Origin of the sequence: Lysinibacillus agricola, assembly GCF_016638705.1 — a bacterium.
Taxonomy (GTDB): domain Bacteria; phylum Bacillota; class Bacilli; order Bacillales_A; family Planococcaceae; genus Lysinibacillus; species Lysinibacillus agricola.
The window spans coordinates 408,572-430,775 of the sequence record NZ_CP067341.1 but is presented as its reverse complement, the minus strand read 5'-3'; the positions used below and the strand labels follow the sequence as shown (position 1 = coordinate 430,775).

General features: G+C 39.2%; 17 protein-coding genes, 3 rRNA genes and 1 pseudogene. 13 read left to right on the top strand and 8 right to left on the bottom strand.

Annotation, left to right across the window (positions count from 1 at the left end; all coding sequences use genetic code 11):
• Positions 1-97: 97 nt before the first annotated feature.
• Complete coding sequence (gene scpC, locus FJQ98_RS02105; protein ID WP_053594077.1) at positions 98-1,618, bottom strand: succinyl-CoA:acetate CoA-transferase ScpC; 1,521 nt, start codon at positions 1,616-1,618, stop codon at positions 98-100.
• 281 nt (positions 1,619-1,899) lie between these two features.
• Here scpC and chrR point away from each other — a divergent pair, with 281 nt between their 5' ends.
• Complete coding sequence (gene chrR, locus FJQ98_RS02100) at positions 1,900-2,631, top strand: class II chromate reductase ChrR (RefSeq protein ID WP_053594078.1); 732 nt, start codon at positions 1,900-1,902, stop codon at positions 2,629-2,631.
• Between the two features lie 60 nt (positions 2,632-2,691).
• Positions 2,692-2,888, top strand: a pseudogene (locus FJQ98_RS02095) (GNAT family N-acetyltransferase); the annotation flags it as partial.
• Between the two features lie 505 nt (positions 2,889-3,393).
• Here FJQ98_RS02095 and FJQ98_RS02090 read toward each other — a convergent pair.
• Positions 3,394-4,305, bottom strand: a complete 912-nt coding sequence (locus tag FJQ98_RS02090; protein ID WP_053594079.1) for a copper amine oxidase N-terminal domain-containing protein — start codon at positions 4,303-4,305, stop codon at positions 3,394-3,396.
• Between the two features lie 119 nt (positions 4,306-4,424).
• On the opposite strand from FJQ98_RS02090, the gene FJQ98_RS02085 reads away from it, so the two are divergent.
• The gene (locus tag FJQ98_RS02085) at positions 4,425-4,583 is read left to right on the top strand and encodes a DUF4177 domain-containing protein (RefSeq protein WP_075807213.1); all 159 of its coding nucleotides are present in this window, start codon (positions 4,425-4,427) and stop codon (positions 4,581-4,583) included.
• Positions 4,584-5,026: 443 nt separating this feature from the next.
• Here the strand turns inward: FJQ98_RS02085 and FJQ98_RS02080 are convergent, their stop codons facing one another.
• Positions 5,027-5,455 (bottom strand): HEAT repeat domain-containing protein, encoded by a 429-nt coding sequence (locus FJQ98_RS02080; RefSeq protein ID WP_053594080.1) that lies wholly within the window; start codon positions 5,453-5,455, stop codon positions 5,027-5,029.
• A gap of 362 nt (positions 5,456-5,817) precedes the next feature.
• Here FJQ98_RS02080 and FJQ98_RS02075 point away from each other — a divergent pair, with 362 nt between their 5' ends.
• Both FJQ98_RS02075 and FJQ98_RS02070 read left to right on the top strand, forming a co-directional pair.
• Entirely contained in the window at positions 5,818-6,048 is a 231-nt protein-coding gene (locus FJQ98_RS02075) for a hypothetical protein (RefSeq protein ID WP_053594081.1), read from the top strand.
• Between the two features lie 297 nt (positions 6,049-6,345).
• Positions 6,346-7,221: a helix-turn-helix transcriptional regulator gene (locus FJQ98_RS02070; RefSeq protein WP_053594082.1), complete on the top strand. Its 876-nt coding sequence runs from the start codon at positions 6,346-6,348 to the stop codon at positions 7,219-7,221.
• 450 nt (positions 7,222-7,671) lie between these two features.
• On the opposite strand, the gene rrf is transcribed toward FJQ98_RS02070, so the two are convergent.
• The 3 genes from rrf to FJQ98_RS02055 all read right to left on the bottom strand — a co-directional run bounded on the left by rrf (position 7,672) and on the right by FJQ98_RS02055 (position 12,688).
• Positions 7,672-7,787: ribosomal RNA gene (gene rrf / locus FJQ98_RS02065) — 5S ribosomal RNA — on the bottom strand.
• A gap of 226 nt (positions 7,788-8,013) precedes the next feature.
• Positions 8,014-10,948, bottom strand: a 23S ribosomal RNA gene (locus FJQ98_RS02060).
• Positions 10,949-11,135: 187 nt separating this feature from the next.
• Positions 11,136-12,688: ribosomal RNA gene (locus FJQ98_RS02055) — 16S ribosomal RNA — on the bottom strand.
• Together the 16S, 23S and 5S rRNA genes form the textbook arrangement of a ribosomal RNA operon.
• A 576-nt stretch (positions 12,689-13,264) precedes the next feature.
• Between FJQ98_RS02055 and FJQ98_RS02050 the strand changes: the two genes are divergently transcribed.
• The gene (locus tag FJQ98_RS02050) at positions 13,265-13,690 is read left to right on the top strand and encodes a hypothetical protein (protein ID WP_053595806.1); all 426 of its coding nucleotides are present in this window, start codon (positions 13,265-13,267) and stop codon (positions 13,688-13,690) included.
• Positions 13,691-13,742: 52 nt separating this feature from the next.
• Here the strand turns inward: FJQ98_RS02050 and FJQ98_RS02045 are convergent, their stop codons facing one another.
• The gene (locus tag FJQ98_RS02045) at positions 13,743-15,422 is read right to left on the bottom strand and encodes a hypothetical protein (protein WP_053595807.1); all 1,680 of its coding nucleotides are present in this window, start codon (positions 15,420-15,422) and stop codon (positions 13,743-13,745) included.
• Positions 15,423-15,598: 176 nt separating this feature from the next.
• Between FJQ98_RS02045 and FJQ98_RS02040 the strand changes: the two genes are divergently transcribed.
• The 3 genes from FJQ98_RS02040 to FJQ98_RS02030 all read left to right on the top strand — a co-directional run bounded on the left by FJQ98_RS02040 (position 15,599) and on the right by FJQ98_RS02030 (position 18,587).
• Positions 15,599-16,249: a lysoplasmalogenase gene (locus FJQ98_RS02040; RefSeq protein ID WP_053595808.1), complete on the top strand. Its 651-nt coding sequence runs from the start codon at positions 15,599-15,601 to the stop codon at positions 16,247-16,249.
• A 30-nt stretch (positions 16,250-16,279) separates the two neighbouring features.
• Positions 16,280-17,509 carry a peptidase T gene (gene pepT / locus FJQ98_RS02035; protein WP_053595809.1) on the top strand — a complete coding sequence of 410 codons (1,230 nt, stop codon included), beginning with the start codon at positions 16,280-16,282 and terminating at the stop codon, positions 17,507-17,509.
• Positions 17,510-17,624: 115 nt separating this feature from the next.
• Positions 17,625-18,587, top strand: a complete 963-nt coding sequence (locus tag FJQ98_RS02030; RefSeq protein ID WP_053595810.1) for a DMT family transporter — start codon at positions 17,625-17,627, stop codon at positions 18,585-18,587.
• A 475-nt stretch (positions 18,588-19,062) separates the two neighbouring features.
• On the opposite strand, the gene FJQ98_RS02025 is transcribed toward FJQ98_RS02030, so the two are convergent.
• Complete coding sequence (locus FJQ98_RS02025) at positions 19,063-19,494, bottom strand: DUF4395 domain-containing protein (RefSeq protein WP_053595811.1); 432 nt, start codon at positions 19,492-19,494, stop codon at positions 19,063-19,065.
• Between the two features lie 119 nt (positions 19,495-19,613).
• Between FJQ98_RS02025 and FJQ98_RS02020 the strand changes: the two genes are divergently transcribed.
• The 4 genes from FJQ98_RS02020 to FJQ98_RS02005 all read left to right on the top strand — a co-directional run bounded on the left by FJQ98_RS02020 (position 19,614) and on the right by FJQ98_RS02005 (position 22,126).
• Positions 19,614-20,321: a hypothetical protein gene (locus tag FJQ98_RS02020; RefSeq protein WP_053595812.1), complete on the top strand. Its 708-nt coding sequence runs from the start codon at positions 19,614-19,616 to the stop codon at positions 20,319-20,321.
• Positions 20,322-20,475: 154 nt separating this feature from the next.
• Positions 20,476-20,967 (top strand): RNA polymerase sigma factor, encoded by a 492-nt coding sequence (locus tag FJQ98_RS02015; protein WP_053595813.1) that lies wholly within the window; start codon positions 20,476-20,478, stop codon positions 20,965-20,967.
• A gap of 5 nt (positions 20,968-20,972) precedes the next feature.
• On the top strand, positions 20,973-21,458 hold the full coding sequence (locus FJQ98_RS02010; protein WP_053595814.1) for a zf-HC2 domain-containing protein: 486 nt from the start codon (positions 20,973-20,975) through the stop codon (positions 21,456-21,458).
• Between the two features lie 23 nt (positions 21,459-21,481).
• Positions 21,482-22,126, top strand: a complete 645-nt coding sequence (locus FJQ98_RS02005; protein WP_053595883.1) for a hypothetical protein — start codon at positions 21,482-21,484, stop codon at positions 22,124-22,126.
• The last annotated feature ends 78 nt before the right edge of the window (positions 22,127-22,204 follow it).

Below are 22,204 nucleotides of genomic sequence, written 5' to 3'. Positions count from 1 at the left end.
CTTCCTGGGATGCCCGAGCTTTTTGGTATACATTATTAACAACTAAAAGCCTTGAAGGAGCAGATAAGCTGTCTCCTTCAAGGCTTTTAATATTTTATTATTTCAATAATGCGGGGTCCTTCATCGTACCATTTTTTGCGTAATTCACATGCCATGAAAGTGCTTTTTCTAGATTATGTGGCGTATGGTGTCCGCCTGTTGCTTCATTGGCATCGTTAAAATAATTCCATAATTGCTCACGATATTCAGGGTGTGCACAGTTATCGATAATTAGTGCTACCCGTTCTTTTGGTGCAAGCCCACGCAGGTCTGCTACTCCCTGCTCTGTTACGATTACGTCTACATCATGCTCCGTATGGTCTACATGCGATACCATTGGAACGATACTAGAGATATTTCCGCCTTTTGCGTAAGATTTTGTGACGAAAATACCTAATCGCGCATTTCGTGCAAAGTCTCCAGAACCACCGATTCCATTCATCATTTTTGTACCAGAAACATGCGTAGAATTCACATTCCCGTAAATATCTACTTCTAGTGCTGTATTAACAGAAATTAACCCGAGTCGGCGAATAACTTCTGGTTGGTTAGAAATTTCTTGTGGACGTAATACTAGTTTATCTGCATATTTTTCAAAATTACCATAAACTCGGTTTCCAACTTCCTCGGAAAGGGTAATAGAAGTAGCAGATGCAAAGTTCACCTTACCCGCATCCATTAATTCAAATACTGCATCTTGTAGCACTTCTGAATATACTTCTAAGTTCTCAAACTCAGAATCTTTAAAGCCTAATAATACGGCATTTGCTACTGAGCCTACACCTGATTGGATTGGTCGTAAGCTTGTCGTTAAACGACCAACTTTAATTTCTTCACGTAGGAAATTTAATAAATGATTGGCCATAATATCTGTTTCTTCATCAGCAGGAACGATCGTTGATGGCGCATCTAAAATATCTGAAATAACAATACCTTTTACTTTATCTAAGTCTAGTGGAATACCTGTTGCGCCAAGTCGATCTGATACCTTTTGTAATAGAATTGGATCACGTTTCCCCTGTGGTCCTGGCACAAAAATATCGTGCACACCCTCTAATGCATCAAGCTGCGCTACGTTCAACTCAATAATTATTTGGTCTGCCTCTTGCACAAAAATTGGAGAGTTACCAACTGAAGTTGTAGGAATTAGTAGGCCGTCTTCTGTAATTGCAGCCGCTTCAATAATCGCAAAATCAATAGGACCAATAATACCTTGACGTACTAGTTCCGCATTATGTGACAGGTGCGCATCGACAAATGCGATTTCACCACTGTTGATTTTATTACGAATACCTGCATCCGCTTGGAAAGGTCCACGTTTACGAATAACACCAGCTTCTGCTAAGTATTGGTCAACTTCTGGGCCAAGTGATGCACCTGTATATACATCTACCTGGAAGCTCTCTTTTTTAGCTTTCTCTACAAGTGCAAGAGGTACCACTTTAACGTCACCAGCACGTGTAAATCCGCTCATCCCAAGTACCATACCATCCTTAATCCAAGATGCTGCTTCTTCTGCTGTTACAACCTTGCTCCGTAGCTGTTCATTACGAAGCTTCTTCGCCAACTTTTCTTCCATTCCTTATTCCTCCATCCCACTTAATTTTGTTCAACTAGATTACTTGGTTCAATTCCCCTTAAATTTCCAGTAATTATAAACACAACCAAATAAACCGTCGCATACATAATTTTATACTATTTAGAATTTTTAATCTATATTTAACAAAATATTTTACTTTACGAGAAATTTTACGCGTTTGCAAATTATTCAAAAATAATTTTAACATCGAATAAATTCGATTTTGAAGAAGAAGCGTGATATGCTCTTGATATATATAAGGGAAAAAGGAGATTTTATTAATGGTTAAAGAATTATTACGGAACCACTCTTCGGTTCGTATTTATGATGGAAATCCGATTTCAAAGGAAATTATTGAAGAATTAATTGCTACTGCACAAATGGCTGCTACATCACATTTTGTACAAGCTTATAGTGTCATTTGGGTAACAGATACGGAGAAAAAAGAAAAATTAGGATTGCTCTCTGGTAATCCTCGTCAATACGAAACTTCTGGCGGTGCCTTTGTCTTCTGCGTAGATTTCAAGCGTCTTCAATCAGCAGGTAAACTAGAAGGCGTAGATATTGTGGCTGATTCGGCAGAAAACGTACTTGTTGGAGTAGCTGATGTATCATTATTCGCTCAAAACTTTGTCGTTGCTGCAGAATCTATGGGGTATGGGATTTGTTATATTGGAGGAGTGCGTAATAAGCCTGAGGAAATCAGCGAATTATTCAATCTACCTGACTACGTTTTCCCACTATTCGGCTTAACAATTGGGGTTCCTGCTCGTCGCAATGAAGTAAAACCTCGTTTACCGGTTTCAGCAGTATTACATGAAAATGAATACAATGCAGAAAAGTACGAGGAGCTTTTACCAGCTTACAACGACACAATGGAAGCATACTACAATAATCGCTCATCCAATCGAAAAATTGATAACTGGACAAAGCAAATGGCTGATTTTTTAATTGAACAACGCCGTCCTCATATCAAAGATTTCTTAGCGAAAAAAGGTTTTAATTGGAAATAACAAGGTGTGTGGAGTTATTATCGTATGATAGTAACTCCACTTTTTTCTATTTTGTTTAATAATCTTCTGATTTTCGAACAATATCAAGGGCAGAGATATGGCAAGAAGAAAGCAATGAAAGAAGCTGAGATTATGGCTAAAGAGTTAGGTATGAATAAAATTGGTCTAAACCTTTTTGTCATAATAAAATTGCACGTGGCTTATACGAAAAAATGGGTTATGAAATTACGAATATAACAATGGCTAAAACAATTTGATAATGTAACACCAAAGTCCAAGTACTCAATTAATTTGAAGCCTGGGCTTTTTCTACTTAAACTAAAGAAGCAGTTTAGTTGAAGAAGGATTTATTATGGTACATCAAGAAAATCCTGTTTATATCACTTCTTAAATTAACGAGAAAGATTACTACAGCAGGAATAATTTAATAATAATTGTCACATGAGGAGGCCCTTGGACACTATTTGATTCAACGGGTAAAGTAAATGAGATTTTCTGGCCAACAGGTTATATTCAACAAACCACTCCACAACGATTTACTTATGCAACCTCAAACGGTAACTTGACTGCTTCATTAAAAAAAGCTGGTATTAATGCTTAAGTAGATGAGGCTGTCTCATAAGTCCCTTTTGAAGTAAATTCACATAAAATCGAAAAGACAGAAACGTTGTTAAATCAATGTTTCTGTCTTTTTCTTTTTATTTATTTTTGGCTAAAATACCCCTTTTGGGACAGTCCCATCTTAAATTTAAATCAACTACTTCATTTGTGGTCAGGAAGTTTCTGTATGATATCAGAATAAATATTCATTTTTGTTTTAATATTTACCTGTTCATTTTTATCTTCCTGGTAAACTATTGTAGCCATACCATCGTCGTTCTCAAAAAAGAGTACACTACGATGATCAAAAGGTTCCATAAACGGGTCTCTATCTAAACTCATTTCGGGTGAAACATTCCCTCTTGCCTGAGATGGTTTTCCTCTTTCCCGGTATAATTGTCCAATGGCTATTGCATCGCCTTCTTTGATTTGTACAAATGTATAATTTCCATCATTAAAATAGTAAGTGTCTGCTCTTCCATGAGGAAACGTATATTGGTGCAAACGATAACCATCTAATGTACCAAGTGGTATGAAATCCCTGTTGATTGGTAATGCGATAGCAGCTTTACGCGCTGCTTGAAGGTCATCCTGATACAATAATTTTGAATCAAAAGAATAGTCCTGTGAGTTAACAAAAACAAATTTGCGAATGGATTCATATTGAACTTTGTACCCTAAGGATTCAGAGACAAATCGGATAGGAACAAGAATACGGCCATTGCTATTTTGAGCAGGTACATCCATTTGAATAGCCTTGTCATTTTTATAGGCAGTGCTGCTATTTGCACTTATTTTTAGATAATCTCCCTCTTTATTTTGAACTGTAGCAACGCTAGTCGTTGAGTTAAAACTATAAGAAAGACCAAGAGATGCAAGCGCTCGGATGGGAACAAATAAACGGTTATTATCCATCAGAGGATGTGCATCCATCTTTATAAATTCACCATTCGCAACGATTTCTATTGGTCTAACATTCTCTTCTGATTTAACTAGCGGTCCTGCGCTTGCATATGAATAATGGAATAAACCTAAACTTAACGTTAATACTAACCCTGACATTATTTTCTTCATTTTGTATCTCCCCCATCTTTTTTCAACGTACAATTAAGGTAATAAGTGGAAAACCACAAGTAATTGTAACACTTAATAACAGATAAAAACATACAGTTAAAACAAGATTTTAAAAGAATATATCTAGTAAACCTAATGAAGACTATCGAGAAGTAATTAAAAATCACGCAAAACAAGGATGGCGTTTTGTTCAAATTTTCTCCCCTGACTTTGAAACTTCAGGAGTTGCAGTAGGGTCATACTATGAATTGATTTTTGAAAGACCTATAAAACAGTAAACAGAAACCATTCGTTATGAAAGTTTGTGAAACATTACACTTAAACTAACGGGTGCTTTAGCTAAATTTTCGATTCACTAAATATCAAAACAAAAGGCAGATTTATTCTACACGTTTTGTAGAATAAGTCTGCTCTTTTTAAAGAGCAACAATCTATACGAAAACAGCCTAATGTTTTTAAATTTGGATGTTTTTCAAAAGATTGTTGCTCCACAACTATTGAGGGAGATTGTTCAATTAGAGCAATCTCTTCTTGCGCTAACGGGGTGGGTTAGTTGAATAAGGTGTTTGTTTTATCATTAAACAATAAAGATAGATGAACAAAGAAAAGCAGTAATACAATTTAATATTAGTTTCGATGAACCGCAGCGTAAGATAAGAAAAAGCCATTCTCTCCACAAGCGGAGAGAATGACTTTCCTTCATAAATCGCAAAACTACTGATTATAGTTTTGCCCAACGTTCCTCTAACCAGTTCATAAATTGTACACCTTTGTCGCCTTCATACGCATCAAAGACATCTAAACGCATACGTTTTAGTTTATCCGCAAAGTCTGTCACTGTATGGTCCTTCGGCAAGCTCTTTTTCACCCGCAGGAAAATTTTGTCTGTGCCTTTGATAATATCAAAACGTGCAGGTGATGGCTTCTCTACGTCCTCACCAAACGCCGCGAGTGCTTCATAGGCTGCTAATTGCACCTTGTTGACAGTATCATGCTGCATACGATTTTTTAATAAATCTATGATTTTGTCATGTTGATAAGCCGATAACATTTCGACTGCGTCTAAACGCTCTCGCCAGCTAGACGTATAATTGGCCTGTTTTTTTAATGTTTCATACTGCTCAGGTAATGCTGTTTCAAATTGTTTCAAGTAATTGCACCTCTTTTTTTAACTAGAGGAAAAATGAATTCTTCTTCTGCTTCTCTTATTATACGTTGTCAGGGTGAAAATAGCGATGAATTGCTGGTAAGGATATATATAGAAAATGGAAACTAACTACATTAAGGTGAACCGTATCATAAGTATGTACTATTCTTTATTAGATTTGCTTTTCTTATTAAACTCCCATGAAAGAACGTAATCATCTTTCATTTTCTGTGGTGTAGCGCTGGTTTTTGCGCTACATGGATGGCTAACGGGTTGCTTTCGTTTAATAAGAATAGGACACTATCCATGAATGGTGACATATAAATAGGAATTGGTAGAAAAATATAGATATGGGAGAGGACTATATGAGTCTTTACAAAACACAATCTGGAAGAGAAATGTCATTAAAGCTTTATGATGCACAATTAAAGAAATTGGATTATTCATGTAAGAATGTTTACGTTCATACTCGTTTTGGAAGAACACATATCATTGAAACTGGCAATCTATCAGGTGAACCATTGCTAGTATTTCATGGCGGGAATAGTACGACTACCTATAATTTACTAACATATGGATTCCTGCTAAAGCATTGAGACGATCTACTGCTAATTTGCAGGCGTTATAAATAAACGTCACCAGGTTGAAATGAAGTTTGGTCTAAAATAATTTATATTCCCTATAAGTATATCTATTTAACGGATGCGTTCCTATAATAAATTGAAACGCTTTTTTTCTAACAGATCAGGCTAGCGGAAGTAGGAATTTGATTTTATAACATCCCTCTTTTTGAGATTATATTACGAAGTTAATTTTTCATACTAGTAACATAGCAATTAATATCAAAAAACAAAATTATAAATCCTCTAAAATTAGGAAGTGAGGTGAGCTAAATGTATAGCAAAGTAACTCAAGATGTAATTTATTCTTTAGAAGAGTGTTTATTAGATGAATGGCAGTTAGATGATTATGCATCACATATTGGCTATTCAAAATTTCATTTATCACGTATTTTCAAACAAGAAACTGGATTGACGATAAGTGAATATATTCGAAAACGAAGACTGGCACTAGCAGCAATGTATTTATTACATTCAGATGAATCGATACTTCAAATTGCGTTTGAGTTACGTTATCAATCACAAGAAGCATTCACACGTTCTTTTAAAGAGCTATATAAAATGCCACCAGGTAAATATCGCAAAATCATGCGAACACTTCAAGGGACGGAGGAGAAAAACATGAGTGATTTAACGACAATTAAAGGCTGGATTTTAAGTGGTTCACACCCAACTTTTTATGAAATGAAAGCCGATGGACACGTATTTCATACGGGCATAAAATCAGGTTTACTGTCTTCGAAAACAGATGTAGGTGAAGGTCAATTCGGGACAATGATGCAAAGCTTTTCAGCAGAAAATTGGTTAGGAAAACGTATAAAACTGTCTTGTTTCTTAAAAACAGACGAAGTTGTAAAATGTGGAGTTTGGTGTCGAGTAGATAATAGTACAGGTGATGTGATTCAGTTTGATAACATGGATAATAGACCTATTCAGGGTACAACGGACTGGAACTTCTATTCGGTTGTATTAGATGTACCAAAAGAAAGTGCTTCTATTCACTTCGGTATTTTATTAATAGGAACAGGTAAAGTATGGGCTGATGGATTTAAGTTTGAAGAAGTAGATTTATCTGTTACTTTAACAAATATGCTTGGTCAAGAAAACTTGCCGTTAGAGCCGATTAATTTAGGGTTTGATGAAGGATGATTATTTTTGACATCGTTAATGATTTATTGTTTACACTCTATGCGTAAAAGAAATTTGTCTCGTTAATCCATCAACGTTTTTTAGATACATTGAATTATAACATTTGAACAAGAGCTATAAAAAATAATCAAACATATTTATAAAAACTGTTTACTAAATTACAGGAAAGAAAGTATTTTGATCAATCTTTGTTCAATGTACTTTCTTTTCTTTTATTATAAAAATGACTTTAGAATTAATTTTAAACTGTATTCAAAACTAACAAGTTATCAGATCCTGCATCTTCGTTAACTAGCGCTCAATATTTTGCTCCGTCATCGAAATATATGCTATGTTTCTTAGCATCGGCTTTTGGATAAAATTTTCCATCCCTCAACCTTCGGCTTAATAATTGGCAGAGAAAAATCGCAAACAAAAAAGCCGAGGAATATATCCTCGACTTTTTCAGGTGCCTAGCGACGTCCTACTCTCACAGGGGGAAGCCCCCAACTACCATCGGCGCTAAAGAGCTTAACTTCCGTGTTCGGTATGGGAACGGGTGTGACCTCTTTGCCATCATCACTAGACTATTGACGATCTCCAATACACGGCGTATTACTGCGTCAGCTTCTCACGTTCAATCAGTCACGTACAGAAGTACGCTCCCTCATTCACTCGTTTGCTTCCTTGTACTACTTGTGTCTTGAAGCTCTCTTTGGCTTTCAATATACGTCGTATTTTGAAACCCTAAAATGAAAGGTTTTGTTCTTTCAAAACTGGATAAACGGTGCATTGAATGTTTCAAACATTTTTTTGGTTAAGTCCTCGATCGATTAGTATTCGTCAGCTCCATGTGTCACCACACTTCCACCTCGAACCTATCTACCTCATCGTCTTTGAGGGATCTTACTTACTTGCGTAATGGGAAATCTCATCTTGAGGGGGGCTTCATGCTTAGATGCTTTCAGCACTTATCCCGTCCACACATAGCTACCCAGCGATGCCTTTGGCAAGACAACTGGTACACCAGCGGTGTGTCCATCCCGGTCCTCTCGTACTAAGGACAGCTCCTCTCAAATTTCCTACGCCCACGACGGATAGGGACCGAACTGTCTCACGACGTTCTGAACCCAGCTCGCGTACCGCTTTAATGGGCGAACAGCCCAACCCTTGGGACCGACTACAGCCCCAGGATGCGATGAGCCGACATCGAGGTGCCAAACCTCCCCGTCGATGTGGACTCTTGGGGAGATAAGCCTGTTATCCCCGGGGTAGCTTTTTATCCGTTGAGCGATGGCCCTTCCATGCGGAACCACCGGATCACTAAGCCCGTCTTTCGACCCTGCTCGACTTGTAGGTCTCGCAGTCAAGCTCCCTTGTGCCTTTACACTCTACGAATGATTTCCAACCATTCTGAGGGAACCTTTGGGCGCCTCCGTTACCTTTTTAGGAGGCGACCGCCCCAGTCAAACTGTCCGCCTGACACTGTCTCCCTGCCCCGCTAAAGGGGCATGGGTTAGAATTTCAATACAACCAGGGTAGTATCCCACCGACGCCTCCTTCGAAGCTGGCGCTCCGAGATCTCTGGCTCCTACCTATCCTGTACAAGTTGTACCAAAATTCAATATCAGGCTACAGTAAAGCTCCACGGGGTCTTTCCGTCCTGTCGCGGGTAACCTGCATCTTCACAGGTACTATAATTTCACCGAGTCTCTCGTTGAGACAGTGCCCAGATCGTTACGCCTTTCGTGCGGGTCGGAACTTACCCGACAAGGAATTTCGCTACCTTAGGACCGTTATAGTTACGGCCGCCGTTTACTGGGGCTTCACTCGCAGCTTCGCTTGCGCTAACCACTCCTCTTAACCTTCCAGCACCGGGCAGGCGTCAGCCCCTATACGTCACCTTACGGTTTTGCAGAGACCTGTGTTTTTGCTAAACAGTCGCCTGGGCCTATTCACTGCGGCTCTCATGCGCTTGCACGCTCAAGAGCACCCCTTCTCCCGAAGTTACGGGGTCATTTTGCCGAGTTCCTTAACGAGAGTTCTCTCGCACACCTTAGGATTCTCTCCTCGACTACCTGTGTCGGTTTGCGGTACGGGCACCTCTCACCTCGATAGAGGCTTTTCTTGGCAGTGTGAAATCAGGAACTTCGTCCATACGGACTCGCCATCACAGCTCAACGTTATAGTGTGCGGATTTGCCTACACACACGCCTTACTGCTTGGACGCGCACAACCAACGGCGCGCTTACCCTATCCTACTGCGTCCCCCCATTTCTCAAACGGTGAGGAGGTGGTACAGGAATATCAACCTGTTGTCCATCGCCTACGCCTATCGGCCTCGGCTTAGGTCCCGACTAACCCTGAGCGGACGAGCCTTCCTCAGGAAACCTTAGTCATACGGTGGACGGGATTCTCACCCGTCTTTCGCTACTCATACCGGCATTCTCACTTCTAAGCGCTCCACCAGTCCTTCCGGTCTGACTTCAACGCACTTAGAACGCTCTCCTACCACTGACATCATAGATGTCAATCCACAGCTTCGGTGAATCGTTTAGCCCTCGATACATTTTTCGGCGCAGCGTCACTCGACCAGTGAGCTATTACGCACTCTTTAAATGATGGCTGCTTCTAAGCCAACATCCTGGTTGTCTGTGCAACGCCACATCCTTTTCCACTTAACGATTACTTTGGGACCTTAGCTGGTGGTCTGGGCTGTTTTCCCTTTTGACTACGGATCTTATCACTCGCAGTCTGACTCCCGTGTATAAATATCTGGCATTCGGAGTTTGTCTGAATTCGGTAAACCGGGATGGCCCCCTAGTCCAAACAGTGCTCTACCTCCAGTATTCTCATCACGAGGCTAGCCCTAAAGCTATTTCGGAGAGAACCAGCTATCTCCAGGTTCGATTGGAATTTCTCCGCTACCCACACCTCATCCCCGCACTTTTCAACGTGCGTGGGTTCGGGCCTCCAGTAAGTGTTACCTCACCTTCACCCTGGACATGGGTAGATCACCTGGTTTCGGGTCTACGACCACGTACTATTTCGCCCTATTCAGACTCGCTTTCGCTGCGGCTCCGCCTTCTAAAGCTTAACCTCGCACGTAATCGTAACTCGCCGGTTCATTCTACAAAGGCACGCTATCACCCATTAACGGGCTCTAACTACTTGTAGGCACACGGTTTCAGGATCTCTTTCACTCCCCTTCCGGGTGCTTTTCACCTTTCCCTCACGGTACTGGTTCACTATCGGTCACTAGGTAGTATTTAGCCTTGGGAGATGGTCCTCCCGGATTCCGACGGAATTTCACGTGTTCCGCCGTACTCAGGATCCACTCTGGAGAGAACGAACTTTCGACTACAGGGCTTTTTACCTGCTCTGGCGGACCTTTCCAAGTCGCTTCATCTAACTCGCTCTTTTGTAACTCCGTATAGAGTGTCTCTACAACCCCAAGAGGCAAGCCTCTTGGTTTGGGCTCTTCCCTGTTTCGCCTCGCCGCTACTCAGGGAATCGATTTTTTTCTTTCTCTTCCTCCAGGTACTTAGATGTTTCAGTTCCTGGGTCTGCCTTCAAGACGCTATGAATTCACGTCAAGATACTACGCGATTAAACGTAGTGGGTTCCCCATTCGGAAATCTCCGGATCAAAGCTCACTTACAGCTCCCCGAAGCATATCGGTGTTAGTGCCGTCCTTCTTCGGCTCCTAGTGCCAAGGCATTCGCCGTGCGCCCCTAATAACTTAACCAAGTTATTAAGCCTATAAAAAAACTTAAAAAAATAAATGTGTTTGTTACAATTTCAATGTCGTTTTTATCCAGTTTTTCGAAAGAACAAGTTTTTGAAGTATTTCATTCGTAAGAATGAACCTTCAAAAACTGAACGCAAAACGTAATCTTACAAACCCTAAGTTTGTATTCCGAAAATATCCTTAGAAAGGAGGTGATCCAGCCGCACCTTCCGATACGGCTACCTTGTTACGACTTCACCCCAATCATCTATCCCACCTTCGGCGGCTGGCTCCAAAAGGTTACCCCACCGACTTCGGGTGTTACAAACTCTCGTGGTGTGACGGGCGGTGTGTACAAGGCCCGGGAACGTATTCACCGCGGCATGCTGATCCGCGATTACTAGCGATTCCGGCTTCATGTAGGCGAGTTGCAGCCTACAATCCGAACTGAGAACGACTTTATCGGATTAGCTCCCTCTCGCGAGTTGGCAACCGTTTGTATCGTCCATTGTAGCACGTGTGTAGCCCAGGTCATAAGGGGCATGATGATTTGACGTCATCCCCACCTTCCTCCGGTTTGTCACCGGCAGTCACCTTAGAGTGCCCAACTAAAATGATGGCAACTAAGATCAAGGGTTGCGCTCGTTGCGGGACTTAACCCAACATCTCACGACACGAGCTGACGACAACCATGCACCACCTGTCACCGTTGTCCCCGAAGGGAAAACTATATCTCTACAGTGGTCAACGGGATGTCAAGACCTGGTAAGGTTCTTCGCGTTGCTTCGAATTAAACCACATGCTCCACCGCTTGTGCGGGCCCCCGTCAATTCCTTTGAGTTTCAGTCTTGCGACCGTACTCCCCAGGCGGAGTGCTTAATGCGTTAGCTGCAGCACTAAGGGGCGGAAACCCCCTAACACTTAGCACTCATCGTTTACGGCGTGGACTACCAGGGTATCTAATCCTGTTTGCTCCCCACGCTTTCGCGCCTCAGCGTCAGTTACAGACCAGAAAGTCGCCTTCGCCACTGGTGTTCCTCCAAATCTCTACGCATTTCACCGCTACACTTGGAATTCCACTTTCCTCTTCTGCACTCAAGTCCTCCAGTTTCCAATGACCCTCCACGGTTGAGCCGTGGGCTTTCACATCAGACTTAAGGACCGCCTGCGCGCGCTTTACGCCCAATAATTCCGGACAACGCTTGCCACCTACGTATTACCGCGGCTGCTGGCACGTAGTTAGCCGTGGCTTTCTAATAAGGTACCGTCAAGGTACAGCCAGTTACTACTGTACTTGTTCTTCCCTTACAACAGAGTTTTACGATCCGAAAACCTTCTTCACTCACGCGGCGTTGCTCCATCAGGCTTTCGCCCATTGTGGAAGATTCCCTACTGCTGCCTCCCGTAGGAGTCTGGGCCGTGTCTCAGTCCCAGTGTGGCCGATCACCCTCTCAGGTCGGCTACGCATCGTTGCCTTGGTGAGCCGTTACCTCACCAACTAGCTAATGCGCCGTGGGCCCATCTTATAGCGACAGCGAGATGCCGTCTTTCAGTACTTCACCATGAGGCGAAATAGATTATTCGGTATTAGCCCCGGTTTCCCGGAGTTATCCCAAACTATAAGGTAGGTTGCCCACGTGTTACTCACCCGTCCGCCGCTAACGTCAAAGGAGCAAGCTCCTTCTCTGTTCGCTCGACTTGCATGTATTAGGCACGCCGCCAGCGTTCGTCCTGAGCCAGGATCAAACTCTCCATAAAAAGAAATTTGATTAGCTCAAATTGTTTTGCTGGCATCATGTTTGATGTCCAAAATTTTGTTTCGTTCACTAACTCAAGGTTAGCTACTAAAAACTTTATTGATTACGTTTTGCTTGTTCAGTTTTCAAGGTTCATTTCGTCGCTGTTTTCTCAGCAGCAACTCTTATATAATATCATGTCGCACATTTTATGTCAACAACTAATTTTATTTAATTTGATTGTTTTCAGTAGATGTCTTAGCGACTTTTATAATACTACACTCTTAATTTAAAAAGGTCAATACTTTTTCTAATAAAATTTTACACCTTTTTATTTCATTGAAAAGCTTCCTATATATTAACCGAGTTAATTTCATAAATTAATCCCCTAAATATCAAGGGTTCTAAAACAATAAAGAACAGGCACCTCCCCAAATTCGGTATAATGGCAGCGTCCAAACTAAACTATACTGAATGAGGGAAATGCCCTATCGTTTTGTTAAATTTAAGTATAAATTAAACAAAAAGACTCTTTCCTTTTCATATAATTCCATTAATACTAATAGATGACCACGATACGGAAAGGAGTTATATAAAAATGTCCTATGTTAATAAACATCTTGCTCGTACCTTAGAACAACAACATAAGCGAAGTGTAAGAGGTTTATTTTTAAAAATTCAAGACTTAAACAATGATTGTACATTATTAAGAAAAAGACTTGAACCACATATCGACTTAGCTGTTTATAAGGATGCTATTGATTATGTTAATCAATTCGTTTCCCACACTACCATCCTCAACTTAAAATTCATTACAAATACACAAAATCTAGAGGTCGTTGTGTTACATGCACTTTTATTAGCGCATATATTAGAAAACAAAGATTCTTATACTTTTGAATATGAACATAAATTACTTCAAGGGTACAGGCATGAAATATTTGCGTTAAATGATCATGCAAAGACACTTTATACTAATCACCAAGAAAAGATGCTTTACTATATGGAGTCTCAACCAACATAAAAAAGACGATCTTCGTAGCGTAGTACTACTAGATCGTCTTTTTATTTTTCTTCTATTGTAATCCTTTAATAATCAGTGATCGAACTGGCAAGAACTGCTCACCTGTATCACCATAAGTAAGAATGACATCATCGCCTTCTTGTAAATAAATTGCAAGTGGTTCTGTTTCTGCACTTACTAAATAGTTTTCCCCGTTATTTAATAAGAATGATACAACTGTAAAGTCACCGAGACGTTCTTTGTATACGCGAAGCACCTTTCCACTAGCATTTTTTTCTTCTGCATGTGAGCTGCCTTCAACCGTAGTTCCGCCTCGACTTAAGGCTGTTTTATATAATTTTAATGCCTCTTTAGGAGTTGTCGCATAAACGGAAATTTCAGGATTTGCCGCAGATACGATGAAATAATTTTGCAAGAAACCATTTGAATCAAGTACCGCTGTTAGCCAACTAGCTTCACCGTAAAAGTTATACAATACTGGCATTTCTCCGGTCCATTTTTTCTCTATAAATTTCTTCTCAATAATTTGCAAATTACCTTGTGAATCCATATAAGAAGAATCTAAATTCCCTGTATAATAGGTTGATTTACCTGTTCGAGCATTTGTTAAAGAATAGCCAAGCATTGAATCCACACCCTCTTTAGGACTCGTAAAGTCTGTGAAATAATACATATCACCTTTCTCGTCAAAAATCGGGCTGACATTTGACTCTGTTCCCTCATCAGAAGGAAGTTTTACATCTTTTTTACCAAACTTACTGTTCCAAAATCCGTGAACATAATTACCGAAATAGCTATTCTGTAAGCTTACTGTCTCAGGAGAAACAGCCCCATCAATAAACTCTGGGATATCCTCTAGCTTGATAACTTCTGATTTTCCTGTCAGCGCATCTACAAGCACTATCCCTTTTACATCGAAGCCGTTACGTCCTGAAATAAATTCACCATATGAACGGATGTAATATGGCTTGCCTTCATCATCTATTTCAAGCTGTACATCTCCATAAAAAATAAGGAGTGGATGTTGTAAACGTATATGACGCTCTAAATTTGCATTTAAGTAAGCAGAAGGAACATACTTCATTTCTTGCTCAACAAATTTAGGATTATCTGCTGAATCCGTTGCACTCATAATAAAATAACCAGGAGTCGTACTACCATTCATCCATTTAAAGAAACTGGAAAACTCAACTGGTGCTATATATACATACTCACCATTCACTTTTTGAATTTGTAAACGGCCTAGCTCATAATAACTTGTATTTGGTACTTGCCCGAACGCCTTTTTCATCTTATTGCGCGCAAATTTTGGAGGAACACTAGCTGGTGTTTGTGTTTCATCGAATGGTTTTATTTCAACCTCTTCCTTCATTTCAGCTGATTTGAATTTTTCGTTCGCATTCCATAAAGGCGCTGATAATACGTATACCGCAACACCTAAACTAGCTAAAAATAAAACACCTTTTATTTTTCTTTCAATACCACTTGCAAGAAGCGCGCCGCCTAATGTTAATAGAATAATAGCAGGCCAAAAAGCAAGCCAGTTTACATCCATTTTTGTCACATATACCGTTATACCAGTAGCTAAAAATCCTAGTACAAATATACCTATGAAAAAGTATCCAATTACCTTTTTGGATTTTCCATCTTCTCGCTTTTTCGTTATAAGCGGTGTTAATAAAACACTCGCAATTAGTCCAATGACTGCCGAAGCTATTAATAGCTTGGTCATTTCATTCACCCTCTCTTAGCTTACTGTCTACTTATTTACGGCTACATACTAAAAAAGTTTCATACATAAGATGATGAGTAGAGTAACCCCTTTGTGTATTTTCGTCAAAAAAGAAAATCTGAATAAAGGAAATTTTAACATAGATAAAGAATTTCAAAGAAAAGGAGATGAGAAATTTGTCTAAAAAAATTTTATTAACGTTTATTATTTTGTTTGGTCTTTATTATATTTTTTTCTTTTCCCATATTACAGAAAGCCTGATACTTATCTTTAAAGTCATTCCAATGCTATTAATCATTATTTTAGCCGCTACACCTAAAAATTTGGGCATTAAAAAGTATCAGCTACTGATTGTCATCGGACTTGTGTTTTGTATGATCGGTGACTATACGCTACAGTGGTTTCTCTTTGGGCTAACAAGCTTCTTAATCGGACATATTTTTTATATCCTTGCCTTCTCTTCCACTAATGAACGTCAAGTACCGACTTGGGCGAAGATTGCATTACTCGTTTACGGGGCAAGTATGGCTGTGTGGATTGCAGGTACAGTGTTTTCTTCAGGAGAGGTCGTACTTGGCTTCGCGGTAATTGCTTATATTTCGGTCATATTAACGATGGGTTGGACTGCGATTCGAACAGGTTCCACCTTGGCAACGATTGGAGCTCTGCTATTTATCGTATCAGATTCCTATTTAGCTATTAATAAATTTGTTATGTCTTTATCATTTTCACACGAGGTCATTATGTTGACATATTATAGTGCCCAAATACTTATTGCGTTAAGTATCTTTCAATATTCCGAAATCCGAAGTAAAGTGTTACAATAATTTAAACATACACATTAGGAGGCCATACTTATGAAAGAACAAGTAATCGAGCGTTTAATTCGTTATGCAAAAATTGATACACAATCTGATTTCACAAGCGAAACAACTCCTTCAACACAAAAACAATTTGACTTATTGCATGTACTAAAAGATGAACTTGCTGCAATAGGCTTAACTGACATTACATTAGATGAAAATGGTTATTTATTTGCGACACTCGACGCAAACACTGATAAAGAAGTTCCAACGATTGGTTTTTTAGCACATGTGGATACTGCTACAGATTATACTGGCACCAACGTTAATCCACAGCGTATTGACAACTATAATGGTGGAGCTATTCAGCTCAACGAAAGTCTAGTGATGTCGCCAACTGATTTTCCTGAACTTAAAAATTATGTAGGTCAAACGTTAATTACAACAGATGGTACTACATTATTAGGCGCTGACGATAAAGCTGGTATCGCAGAAATTATGACGGCTATGGAATACCTAGTAAACACTCCTTCTATTAAACATGGTAAATTGCGTGTAGCGTTTACACCTGATGAAGAAATTGGCCGTGGTCCTCATAAATTTGATGTGGCTGCATTTGGTGCCGACTATGCTTATACAATGGATGGCGGACCACTTGGCGAGCTACAATACGAAAGCTTTAATGCAGCAGGCGTAAAGGTTGTGACAAAAGGTACGAGTGTGCACCCTGGTTCTGCGAAAAATAAAATGGTCAATGCCATCACAATGGCAATCGCCTTCCAAAATGAAATGCCTACTGATGCTGTACCAGAAAAAACGGAAGGCTATGAGGGCTTTATCCACTTAATGGGCTTCAAAGGTGCTATCGAGCATACTGAGCTTTCTTATATCGTACGTGACCATGACCGTCAAAAGTTCGAGGCGAAAAAGCAATTAATGCTTGATGCTGCAGCAAAAATTAAAGCCCTATACGGCGAGGATGCTTTAAGCATTACAATTGAAGATCAATACTATAATATGGGCGAAAAAATTGAGCCTGTAAAAGGAATCGTTGACATTGCTCGAGCAGCAATGGAAAAATTAGATATTACTCCAAATACACTACCGATCCGTGGCGGTACTGATGGTTCACAGCTTTCTTACATGGGCTTACCAACACCAAATATTTTTGCAGGTGGTGAAAACATGCACGGTAAATTCGAATATGTATCTGCAGAAACAATGGAAAAAGCGACACAAGTGATTATTGAAATTGTGCAGCTATTTGAACAACAAGCAAAATAGTTTTTAGTTACGAAGAAGGCTTCACTCCTTCTTCGTAATTTTTTCAAATATAATAACTGAATTTTCAAATTACATAAAGGGATTTGGGGTATAAACCCGAATTGAGGTGACTTCCATGAAAGAAATTGCATTGGGCATTTTAGCTTCACTTTTTTTTGCCGTTACATTTATTTTGAATCATGCAATGGAGATGCAAGGAGGTAGCTGGCTATGGAGTGCATCCCTACGCTATTTCTTCATGCTACCATTTTTACTTGTTATCGTCTTCTATCGAAAAGGCTTTTCCCAACTATCAGGTGAAATAAAAGCACAGCCTGTAGCTTGGTTGCTTTGGAGCTTTGTTGGGTTCGTATTGTTCTATGCACCACTGACATTTGCAGCAGCATTCGGTCCTGGCTGGCTCGTTTCTGGAACGTGGCAATTTACTATTGTCGCTGGCGTATTACTAGCTCCCCTATTTGTTTCAGTAGTGGCTGGGAAAACAGTACGTCAAAAAGTACCGCTTATTTCATTACTAATTTCATGTGTCATTTTAGTCGGCATTTTACTTATTCAAATACCACAGGCACAATCAGTTCCATTTAAAAATTTAATGCTTGGCATTTTACCTGTTGTCATTGCTGCATTTGCCTACCCTCTTGGTAACCGCAAAATGATGGACATCTGTGGAGGGCGCATCGATACATATCAACGAGTTCTTGGAATGACCATCGCCTCGATGCCCGCATGGATTATTATGGCCATTTATGCAATGGCAACAGTCGGGCTTCCTTCGCTCAGCCAAGTGATGCAATCGTTGCTTGTAGGTATAAGCTCTGGTGTCATCGCGACAACTTTATTTTTCATTGCGACTGACCGTGTTCGCAATCATCAGGGCAAGCTTGCAGCAGTTGAAGCAACACAATCGACTGAAATACTCTTTGTCATTATTGGTGAAGTATTATTACTCGGCATTGCATTCCCAAATCCAATTGCTCTCGCGGGTCTAGGTGTCATCATCTTTGGTATGCTGTTACATAGCTACTATACGATGATACTAGGGAAAAAAAGTGCTGTTCAACAAACCACCTCTTCATAGCAGTTCACACATAGTGGGCTGCTTTTTTGGAGGAATTTATATGTTTATCGAAACAGAATTACGTTTTATCGAAACAAAATCTCATTTTATCGAAACTATTTAGGCATTTATCGAAACAAAATCTCGTTTTATCGAAACTATTTGGGCTTTTATCGAAAACTTATTCAACTTCCAATAAAAATCATATCTTTGGCAACAATTGCAGTTTCTATCAAAAAAAGACGACTCAATCACAATGGAGTGAGTCGTCGAGAGATTTTACGTTCCCAAAAAATGAGGGGGGTTTTAGGAGCGTTATCATGAACTAGCAAACTTCTGGAGAAAAGTAGCTAAAGTTCATCCTCTCTACACTGTATTGTAGACGAGGAATAATCTTTATACGATAATGATAATCATTATCAATTAAAAAGTCAACATTAATCTGAAAATTTCTTAAAGTTTTTTAAAAATTTCTTTCCTCTGAAAGGAATTTATGTCACAATGCCTTCTTCAGCGAACGACGATACTGCCATTGTTTTAGTTGAAAATGTAGAAAACAACCTATACAAAAGCCTGCAATTGCTATCGAAGAAGCTACAGCAACCATTCCCGTAAAGACATAGCCTACCACCTGCCATTTAAGCAAATAACCTAAAAATCCACCCGCTAAACAAAAGCTGGCAATACTCGAATTAAATTTTTGCTGTTGCGCATCCTCTGGTATATATGTAGACGGAGCCTTTTTTAGAAACAGCTTCCCTACTCGAATAATGGGATTAAAATTGCATAAAACGCCTAGTAAATTTGCTACTAAAGGAATGGCTAAAATCCAAAAGACACCTGTTACCCACGTTAGGATAACGCTTAAAAGAATCGTCCATTGATTGAGTCGAACGAGCGGCCTTGGAATTGCATGCGGCTGTGACATTTTAAAACCTACCTTTCAGATATGTTTAATGTATTTTACTATATTGCATTCCATTTGTGAAGCAAAAATTATTAATTTATAATAAACGTAACAGATGATTGAAAGAAAAGGTGATGACAATGCCAGCATTAACGATGGATCAAGTTCGTCAATTGAATTCCTATAGCATTTATACGACAGAACCAAAGCGTACATTATTTACATTAGCTGATATACATAAAGACTTTTACCATCCTGATTTTTTAAATCTGATGATGGGTATTACAGATGCAGCAACGGAAACAGCCGCTATTTCTCATTTTGCACGCCGCTACGGTATGTTTTTCGCTATGCAACTTTACATGCTTGCTGCTTATGACGAGGTGTGGAACGGTAAACCGATCGAGCTTCGCTTTGATGCAGCAAAAGAATTCAACAGCTTTACAGTCGCAATGTTTGTTAACCCAAATGATTGGCGTTATGTAGATGAGGATGAACGTCAGGCAGTTATTGAGAAGATTCTTTATGATGGGCATGTTATCGTTCAACAGCTTCGTAAAGTAACATCTATTTCCCCTCTCACTATTTGGGAGAATTTCTTTGGCTATTTACTTTGGCACTATCACATATTGCTTTCTAATCCTGGTCTAGCCGATCAAGCGATGGAAGACATTGAAGCTTTAGAAGACCCTAAAACATGGGCTCGTTTCTCCAACAAGTCGTGGTGGGCACATTATACAGGTGGTCAAAGCCCAACTGATTTAGTGAACGTTCCTGTACGAAAATCATGTTGTTTTTCTAAAGATATACCCGGTTTAATGGCTTGTGGCTTTTGCCCGATGAAATAAAAAAGCCTTACCTCTCATATGAAAAAGAATCCATTTTGATCAATTTTCTATTCAAACTGGATTCTTTTTATTTTTTTACTATTACTAAAAAAAGTTAAAACTTTTTCCAAATTGAGTCGTCTCTTTAGTGCGCGACATCTTACGGAGGATAAAAATGATTAATCGAAATCCATTTGAGGTGATTGAAGAGATTTACGAGGAGCATTACACATATTTGCGGAATTTTTTAATTGGATTAACTAAAAGTTATGACGTAGCCGATGACATCATTCAAAAGGTATTTGCAAAAATCTTAACAGATCCATCAAAAATTCAAGAAGTTACTTATATGAAAAGTTGGTTAGTAAAGGTAGCCAAAAATACACTTCTCGATCATTACAAAAAAAGAAAACCAGAGCTGTTTCATGATGAAAGTGTAATTGAAAACTTATTAATTGATAATCAAACACCCGAATCAAAGGCAATCATAAATTCCCAAATTATAACTACATTAGGTTATTTATCGACGAGTGATAAGGCCATTTTTTTAGCTAAGTTTCATTATGGTTATGATTACCAAGAAATAAGTACACTTTTGGATATACCTATCCCTACATTAAAATCCAAGATATTTAGAATAAGAAAGCAGTTGGCTAGAAAGAGGTGAAAAAGATGGAAGATTCCGAAAAGATTCATATTCTTTCACGGGAGTTAATCTCTGTATTTGATGAGCTAGAACAGGAAACACAAGAAGTGGTTTTGGAACATATTCAAAACTGTAGTGAGTGTAGGCAATTATTTAATGAATTAGCTGAGGGGAATTATCCGATGTTAGAACTGAGTGAAGAAGTAGAAATAAAGCCATTGAAGAAATTAGTTCAGTTTAATCACGGCCTTAAATGGTTATTTATTTCCATTAGAGCTCTCATTTTATTTTATATCCTATATTCTTCTTTTCATTTTTACAACTGGGAACTGTCTGCTGATGCGGCCATTGAATATATCAAAAGTGCCACTTTCATGTTCTATTTCCCAGCGGCTATTTTTTTATCAGTATTCACGATTGTTTTTTTTGCCAAAAGATGGATTATACTCTCGATTCTTTTTGATTTAGGGATTATATTTTTTTTAGACACACTGATATCGATTTTATATTAATACATGGGGTGAACGAATTGGGAATGATAGTTTTAGTTGGTTTCATTTTAGGCGCATGTATTTTCCTTTTTACTTTAATAGCTTTGAAAAAAACAGGAAAGTTCTACTTGGCTCCAATTGTGACATTTTTAATTGCTGTGCTTACTGTCCTGTACGGATTGTTCAAAGTGGGAGGCTTTGAAGGGATGGGTTTTGGAATTATTGGAGTAGGCATTTTGACAGCTGCCATAGGCGGGACGTCGTTACTTCCTTTCATGAAAGGTATAAAACAGTCTGAATTTAATAAAGTGGATAAATCAATCTTATTTATAGTCCCAGTCCTTATTTTTGCTATTATTGGTTGGACGATCACTTTAGATAAAGGTTATTGGATCAATGAAGAAGGCGTTATAGCGGCAGGTAACGATACTTCCTCCTACTACGAGGTATCTACAATTTCTGAAGGAATGAAACAAATTCATATTCAATTAGGCGAGAAATATGAAGGAAAGCATCTGGAAGTAAAAGATGTAAAGACCTTAGGGAACACCGAAATTACAGTTAAGGTCGGCGATAAGGGAAAAGAAACTGGACTCCCCTTTATAAAGATAGGTCTAGAAAAAATTGTTGAGCCACTAGTGGTCCAAACAACTGATGGAGAGATAATCAATTCTAAATTTAATAACTAAACACTACTTCAATGTAATTAATCGGGTCGGGCGCTATTGTTAGTGTAGTTAAATATCTTACATCGAAAATTAAACAAC

Coding starts and splice junctions, on each gene's coding strand:
- FJQ98_RS02025 (WP_053595811.1), bottom strand. CDS start 19,494: ATGTCACAGCCGCATGCAATTCCAAGGCCGCTCGTTCGACTCAATCAA.
- scpC (WP_053594077.1), bottom strand. CDS start 1,618: ATGGAAGAAAAGTTGGCGAAGAAGCTTCGTAATGAACAGCTACGGAGC.
- FJQ98_RS02005 (WP_053595883.1), top strand. CDS start 21,482: ATGATAGTTTTAGTTGGTTTCATTTTAGGCGCATGTATTTTCCTTTTT.
- FJQ98_RS02090 (WP_053594079.1), bottom strand. CDS start 4,305: ATGAAGAAAATAATGTCAGGGTTAGTATTAACGTTAAGTTTAGGTTTA.
- FJQ98_RS02045 (WP_053595807.1), bottom strand. CDS start 15,422: ATGACCAAGCTATTAATAGCTTCGGCAGTCATTGGACTAATTGCGAGT.
- FJQ98_RS02015 (WP_053595813.1), top strand. CDS start 20,476: ATGATTAATCGAAATCCATTTGAGGTGATTGAAGAGATTTACGAGGAG.
- FJQ98_RS02010 (WP_053595814.1), top strand. CDS start 20,973: ATGGAAGATTCCGAAAAGATTCATATTCTTTCACGGGAGTTAATCTCT.
- FJQ98_RS02030 (WP_053595810.1), top strand. CDS start 17,625: ATGAAAGAAATTGCATTGGGCATTTTAGCTTCACTTTTTTTTGCCGTT.
- FJQ98_RS02050 (WP_053595806.1), top strand. CDS start 13,265: ATGTCCTATGTTAATAAACATCTTGCTCGTACCTTAGAACAACAACAT.
- chrR (WP_053594078.1), top strand. CDS start 1,900: ATGGTTAAAGAATTATTACGGAACCACTCTTCGGTTCGTATTTATGAT.
- FJQ98_RS02075 (WP_053594081.1), top strand. CDS start 5,818: ATGAGTCTTTACAAAACACAATCTGGAAGAGAAATGTCATTAAAGCTT.
- FJQ98_RS02020 (WP_053595812.1), top strand. CDS start 19,614: ATGCCAGCATTAACGATGGATCAAGTTCGTCAATTGAATTCCTATAGC.
- pepT (WP_053595809.1), top strand. CDS start 16,280: ATGAAAGAACAAGTAATCGAGCGTTTAATTCGTTATGCAAAAATTGAT.
- FJQ98_RS02070 (WP_053594082.1), top strand. CDS start 6,346: ATGTATAGCAAAGTAACTCAAGATGTAATTTATTCTTTAGAAGAGTGT.